The 6,760-nt window shown below is 49.6% G+C and carries 6 protein-coding genes; 1 reads left to right on the top strand and 5 read right to left on the bottom strand.

Going from position 1 to position 6,760, the window contains the following annotated elements; genetic code table 11:
* The coding region (locus ACK3CV_RS05340; protein WP_489009811.1) for an IS3 family transposase at positions 1-94 on the top strand (94 nt) is incomplete at its 5' end.
* A gap of 70 nt (positions 95-164) precedes the next feature.
* On the opposite strand, the gene ppnP is transcribed toward ACK3CV_RS05340, so the two are convergent.
* The 5 genes from ppnP to ACK3CV_RS05315 all read right to left on the bottom strand — a co-directional run bounded on the left by ppnP (position 165) and on the right by ACK3CV_RS05315 (position 6,689).
* Entirely contained in the window at positions 165-455 is a 291-nt protein-coding gene (ppnP, locus tag ACK3CV_RS05335) for a pyrimidine/purine nucleoside phosphorylase (RefSeq protein ID WP_004940463.1), read from the bottom strand.
* A gap of 171 nt (positions 456-626) precedes the next feature.
* Positions 627-1,265, bottom strand: coding sequence for a two component system response regulator (locus tag ACK3CV_RS05330; protein ID WP_033637278.1), 639 nt, complete (start codon positions 1,263-1,265; stop codon positions 627-629).
* Between the two features lie 34 nt (positions 1,266-1,299).
* Positions 1,300-4,050, bottom strand: a complete 2,751-nt coding sequence (locus ACK3CV_RS05325) for a two component system sensor kinase (protein WP_489009810.1) — start codon at positions 4,048-4,050, stop codon at positions 1,300-1,302.
* Between the two features lie 374 nt (positions 4,051-4,424).
* Positions 4,425-5,201: an acid phosphatase gene (locus tag ACK3CV_RS05320; protein ID WP_230200690.1), complete on the bottom strand. Its 777-nt coding sequence runs from the start codon at positions 5,199-5,201 to the stop codon at positions 4,425-4,427.
* Positions 5,202-5,243: 42 nt separating this feature from the next.
* Positions 5,244-6,689 (bottom strand): aminoglycoside phosphotransferase family protein, encoded by a 1,446-nt coding sequence (locus tag ACK3CV_RS05315; RefSeq protein ID WP_164141886.1) that lies wholly within the window; start codon positions 6,687-6,689, stop codon positions 5,244-5,246.
* Positions 6,690-6,760 lie beyond the last annotated feature (71 nt).

The raw sequence follows: 6,760 nt of genomic DNA, 5'->3' as shown, positions 1-6,760 counted from the left end.
CTACATTGATTACTATAACCACCGCCGCCTCAGAGAGAAACTAAAAGGCCTGAGTCCGGTAGAGTATCGAACCCAGGCCATGAAGGCCGCCTGAATTTACATCGTCCAACTTCTGGGGGTCAGTTCACATCCGCTGAGCCCTGCGTTTCCCTAACGAACAAAATTTATTTGCTCAGGTAGCGGCACAGATAGGCGGTCGCGTCGGCCACCTGCAGGTTGAACTCGCTGTGCCCCGGCACGAAGAACTTCTCGCCCGGCGTAAACACCTGCCAGTCCGGCGCCCCCGGCAGCAGCACTTTCAGCGCCCCGGTGATCACCGTCATTTCTTCCGGCTGCGCGGTGGAGAAGGTGTATTCCCCCTCTTCCATCACGCCCACGCTGGTAAGACCGATGCTGCTACTGTCAAAACCGATAGACTTCACTTTTCCGGCAAAATACTCATTCACTTTCAGCATAGACTGGCACCCGCGTAATCATCTTGATGGAAAATCCATATTGGGGGATTGCGGTTGATCTGTCACTGGTTTTTCGCGCGAAATGCGATCGCGGCGCAGAGTAAAGCGCTCGCGGACAGCGACAGGTGACATTCCGATCTTCCAGGGAGATGCATCCCCTCTCCCCCTTCCCTACACAGCGTTCAGCAGCCCCAATCGCCGGGCCGACTGCAACAATTCAGTTACCTTGTGTGCATTGAGTTTACGCATGGTGTTAAGACGATGAGTTTCGACAGTTTTAATGCTGATATTCAACAATTCAGCAATGTTGCGATTTGCATTACCCTCGCTGATAAGTTGCAACACCTGACGTTCTCTTCGCGTAAGCAAAGCGCCGCTGTCTTCCTCATTGCTTAATTGAGCAATGACGCGGGGATCCAAATCAGGATCCAAATAACACTTGCGGGCTGCCACGTTGGTAATCGCGCTCAGCAAAACCATTTGAGAACTGGTCTTTAACACATATCCCATCGCCCCGGCGCGTATCGCCCGGCTGGCCGTTATTTCGTCCTGCATTGCCGTAAGCACTAATATGCGCAACTTTGGCCAGCGCTGGCAAAGTTGTTCGATGACCTCCAGTCCCCCCAGCCCCGGCAACCCCAAATCCAGAACCACGATGTCCGGCATAAACTCATTGCAGGCCGCATAAACCGACAGGCCATTTTCGATATGCCCCACTATCTGATAACGCGGATACGCCGAAAGCAGCGTGCGCACACCATGAATAATCAACTGATGATCGTCAACGATCAACACACGATAAGCGTTCATAATAGGCTCAGTACCCGTCTATTTTTATGAGTTTTCAATCAATGTTGAGTTGAGTGCGAATCAATCGGAGCAGAGATACCAATCGTTCTTGCTGCGGCGTCTCCTTCGCAAGAATTTGACGTTCTAATTCAACGATCAACGGCATAGCCTGCGACAACCCGGCTTGGCCGCATATCCCTTTGATCGTGTGCACCGTCTTCGCAAAATCCGTCTTTCGGCCACAGGTTTGCTCGGCTTCCACCAGAAGTCTGCGTAATTCGCAAGTGACGGTGCCACCTATCAGCCCGTCGTCCATCGCCAAAATGGGCTTGCCAGTATCCAATTGATTTATAATACTAATATCGCGACTTATTTGATATTCGGCAACCAGTTCAAGCAGTTGAGAAAGCTGGCTGAGCGTGACCGGTTTTGCCAAGTAGTCGTTCATACCAGCCCGAATTGCGCGCCTTTTTTCCTCCGCGCCGGTATGCGCCGACAAAGCCACAATCATGCAACCGCCGTCCTGCCCCTGTGCATCATCCCGCCATGACCGTGCCAACGTCAGTCCATCGCAGTCCGGCATCTGCAGATCCATCAACACCACGTCAAAGCGATGTTCACGACCTAATTGCAACGCTTGCCTGGCGTTTTCAGCTTGATGAACCTCGTGCCCCAAGCGTGCAAGCATGACGCTGATGATATCGCGGTTAGTGGCCGTATCGTCCACCAACAACACGCGCAAGCGCCAGGGTTGAAGGGGGAGCTGGTTCCGGCTTTGCAGAACGCTGTCGGCCAATAGGCATTTCACCGCTTCATGCAGACGCCCTGGCAAAAATGCCAGGTCGGTATTGAGCCCCCCTTCGGCAGGGTCTTGCGTCAGGCATGATATCCCCCAAGACAGCAATTGGGGATGCAGCATCGCCGGAGCTCCAACAACGCCGCACAGCGGCTCGGGCTCGCTGAACTGCCCCAGCGGCATATGGAACGCCACCCGGCTGCCACGGCCTAAAATGCTGCTGAAGTCCAACCGGCCTCCCATCATTTTGGCGAGCGTGGCGGCGATCGTAAGCCCTAATCCTGTCCCCTGAGCATGCGTCTGCGCCTGGTAAAAAGGCATGAATACGGAGGCTAGATGTTCCTCAGAGACTCCGCGGCCGCTATCTTCCACGTTGAAAACCAGCGTCTTGCCAACGCGCTCTACCTGCATGGTAATATGGCCCTGGTCGGTGAACTTGCAGGCGTTACCGAGCAAATTCACCAGAATTTGCCGCACCCTCAGCGCATCCAGACAAAGATGGTGCGGCACGTTGGCCGCCAAATGGACTGACAGCACCAACCCTTTGCTTTGAGCAGCCCCCTGTATCGTCATCATCGCCTGATCGAGTAGCGGTAGAAGTTGGCAGGAGGCGGATTGCAGTTCTATTTGCCCCGCTTCAATGCAAGAAAAATCGAGCAACTGATTAATAATCTCAATTAAAGACAGCGTGCACTGATGTGCGGTATCTGCAAGCCACTGCTGTTGTTGATCCATATCACCGGTTCTCAGCAGCTCCAGTGCCCCTAAAGTTCCATTGAGCGGTGTACGCAACTCATGGCTGATTGCGGTTAAATGACGGCTTTTCCTTTTATTCGCCAACTCAGCCTTACGTTTCGCCTCTTTCAGCGCACGCGTTCTTTCCACCACCTTTTTTTCCAGAGTAGCGTATTGCTGATTCAACTTGTCCAGCAGCCGATTATAAGCGATGGCGATTTGCCCCAGTTCATCTCGTCTGTGTTCGAGAAGACGAGGATAAAAATTCTCGGCGCTGGTTTGGCAAATAACGTCAACGAATTGCCACAGTGGCTGTGCCAAATAACGGCGCAGCATCCAAAAAAGTGCCAGAGTTATCAACAATAAAATGCCCAAGGCAAAAGGCAACTGCGCTTTTGCCTGTTCAGCCGCCTCTTCCAATATTCCACGATCGGGGTAAAGAACCACTTGCTGCCAGCCCGGGCCTTTGAGCTGAATGCGCAATACCCTGTAACCCGGGATCCGCTGCCAACCATCACGTAATTTTATTTTTTTCAACGAGTTGAAAATGATTTCCTCTTCCGCCGCCGGAAGTTTTCCGCGAAAAAAAGGTAACGGTTGTTGGTGGCGATCCAACCAAATATTAACGTCAAAATCTGTCACCGTATGCCCATAGGATAATAGGTCATCCAACCTGATGGCATAACCTATCAGGCCGCCGGCTTTATCGCCCGCCGCTACCGAAATGCTCCAGCCACTGCCAGAAAGGTACTCCGGATTTCCCCAATAGATATTATCGTGATGCGGATACGTTTGGAACTGCGATAACCCCAATCGACGTTGAGAAAAGTAATCGTCAGTAATTTTCTCTGGCGGGTAAAGTGAAATCCCCTGAGAAGGTTTGAGGAGAAAACTGTCCAAATAGTAGGTTTGACCTGCAGACCCGTATGCCTGGATAAACCAATTATCACGATGAATCGCATGATTGAGATGGCAGGCCTTACTATTTATCGGCAAGTATCGACTATCACTTTTTCCCGATATATTATTCAGCTCCTGTTTCTTGCAGAAACTATCATAACGTCTTGCCAGATCTTGCGCGTCTCTTTCCGCACCTTCAAAGCGATGGTTGCTTAGCTCAACACGCAGTGACGCCAAATGAGAAAGTTCGTCAATAACATGCCTATCCGCGTGGCTTAATGAAAAGAACACGGTCGTCAAGACTGAAACCAACCATATTAGCATCAAGCTCAACGATAAGAATATCGTTAGCCTAAAAACTAATGACGAATGCATTCTCATTTTCTTATCCCTGTAATACTACGGCATACCATCCTTATGAAATGCCGGAACAATTCTGAACGCAATGCAGAGAGTGCGAATATCGGCGCGAGAACCCATGGTTCATTTGACAACAACACGCCAGGAGAGTCGTACGGGATAATGATACTAGATAAGAAAAAGGCAAACCCATACAATACCTAAACGGATTGTGCATTTATACATGTCCACCGTCCACTGACGCCATAATCGCTCAATAGCACGGCAAGACGTGCCAGATGGGCCAACGTATGAGGCGTGGCATACTCACCCGTAGTTCATGCAGGGAAAAACCTGGCCACATAACGCCTGCAGCAAACGATCAAGGGTTATGTAGCCAGTCAGGGGGATTATTCCGTCCCCTGCAGATGCCCAGCCTGATTGTGGATTTCTTTTTTCGCTTTATTCAGCGCCGCAACAAACTGCTCATCAGCATGCAGGCGGGCAAAAACCGCTGCGCCCAAAATACGCCCGGCATCGACGTCACTCTGCCAATGCGCTCCGCATATTACTCGGCTTTGGCCGTACTCATAGCCACGCTGTAATAATTTATTCTGCCGTTCCGGCCTGATTTCCGCCAGCGCCAGCGCCATGGTCCACCCCAACGTCGTGTGCCCGGATGGATAAGAACCGTTCATGCGCAACTTCCCCTCATCCTGGGGCGTGCAGGTATGCGTATTAAAAAACATGAACGGTCTTGGCCGCATGTAATATCGCTTTGCCGAAGCCGTTGCAAATCGCCCAGCATCGGTACGAATTTTTTTTAACAGCGTATAGGTGGCCGGTGTTTTGTCTTCAGAAATATCAACGCCCAGCGCCTGAGAAAACGGCTTTCCAATATTTTCGTCAGATAAATTCGCATCATTAATAGCCTGCAACCATCTGTCACTCCCCGCCTGGCTGCGGCCTTGTTCGTATGCGGCTTTATCCAAAAGAAAGGCCACGCTGTCATTGCGCGGGGGAGAAGGAAGAATCGACAGGCTGTCCGGCAATTGGCCGCGGGTCAGAAAAGAAAACGGCTCGCCGTCTTTCGTCATTTCGGACGCCTGCGCGCCCCCCAGAAAAATAAAACAACAAACTGCAGTACTGAAGCACTTACGCATCATAAAAATAACCTTATCAAACATGAAATAACAATAAAACCAGATAACAGGGCAGGCCCTTCGCCATCACGTTTTGTCATGACCGAAGTATGAGATTAAAAATGTCTTGAAATCACCATAGTCTTTTGTCGCCTCCACCAACTCCTGCGCCGATTTCCATTCTTTAAAAGGAGGCACGGCGTTATTATAAGTTTCATGCGCTATTTTGGCGTAATTTATAAAGTTAACCATAAACGCACGATAGAAATTAACCTTATCATCAACATAGTTCTCATAACATTGAAAGAACACGCTCACCAATGAATAAAAATAGCCATCCCGCCGCCTCAACTCCAAACAAAGCAATGAGAGAATAAAGGGAAAATCGTACAAGATATCACCACACTGCCGCATCCTGTCGATAAAGACTAATTTATACTCCGGCGTCACCAGCATATTTCTCAAGTGCGCATCGCCATGAATCTGGGAAAAATAACCATATGTGATATCATTGATATGGAAAGTGTTTTCCTTTACTCTCTCCGAACAGATTCTCTCATAATTTTTAATTATCAGTTCATGATTCCAATGCAGCTGCCCAAGTGTTCTGGCGAGTTGTGTCAGCAATAATGGTGCGCGTTCATCCTTTCGCAACACTACGCTCTCCAACGTCTCACCGGTCACGTAAGAATAGTTGACTGTGCTTTCCTTTAACTGGCAGCTCACATGCGAGGGGAAAGTGTTGTATTGACGATGCAATGCCCTAGCATCCCCCCGGGAATGGCAATTCTTATTAACGCTTCGCATACCGTCCATCACGGTTTGCACAGGCCCTCGAATCGGATCCTCGATATCACCATCCCGGAACATATGCTCGGCAAGTTGCCGCATATAGTCCCGATATGCCGTATTATTCTCGACCAACATCTCCGTGAGGTGCCCTTCTGATATCTTAAATGCCCCTTTTACCGGTGAGATAGCGTCATAATAATTGCCGCGGCCTAACTTAAAATGTTGTTCGGAGCATGCTTCAGTCTCAGCGTGAATAGGGAAATCTGCATAATCCAGTTCCACCGTCTGCATGGCAGAACGAAAACATTCAGGCAGCGCCACTGCGCGCAGCGATACAGCGCTAATGTTATCGGTATCGTCGCATCGGCGAAGATAATGCCGAATATAATGGGTGGCAGCCACTAAAGAAGCCCCAGAGTCGATAAAGTCGATCACAACCAAGTGGCTATTGCGCACCTTTTCAATTGGAATAAAGCGTTGAAAGTGAAGCAGTAGTGCTTTGTTCTGATCATCGTTCAACGGTTCTCTTAACAGAGAAACATTCTCCTTGAGGTAATTATGACGAAAGCCACTCAGCGGCAAGTTAATTACATACGCTTTTCCTAAATAACACTCGAGAAATGCCATCAATGGCGTCGGAGAACGTCCCACGCCGATAAAAACGACCGGCCATGAGGTTGAAACCTTATCCATTATCGCCAGCGCCAAGCGTTTTAACTGCTGATATTCGAACTGAGTCACCGTCAATCCGTTTTCTATTTCACTGCATGTGGTTACTACTCTCATAAAAATGCCTATTATTGATTGAAACT

This window comes from Serratia sp. TSO36, from assembly GCF_057808395.1.
This window is presented reverse-complemented; position numbering and strand designations above follow the sequence as displayed.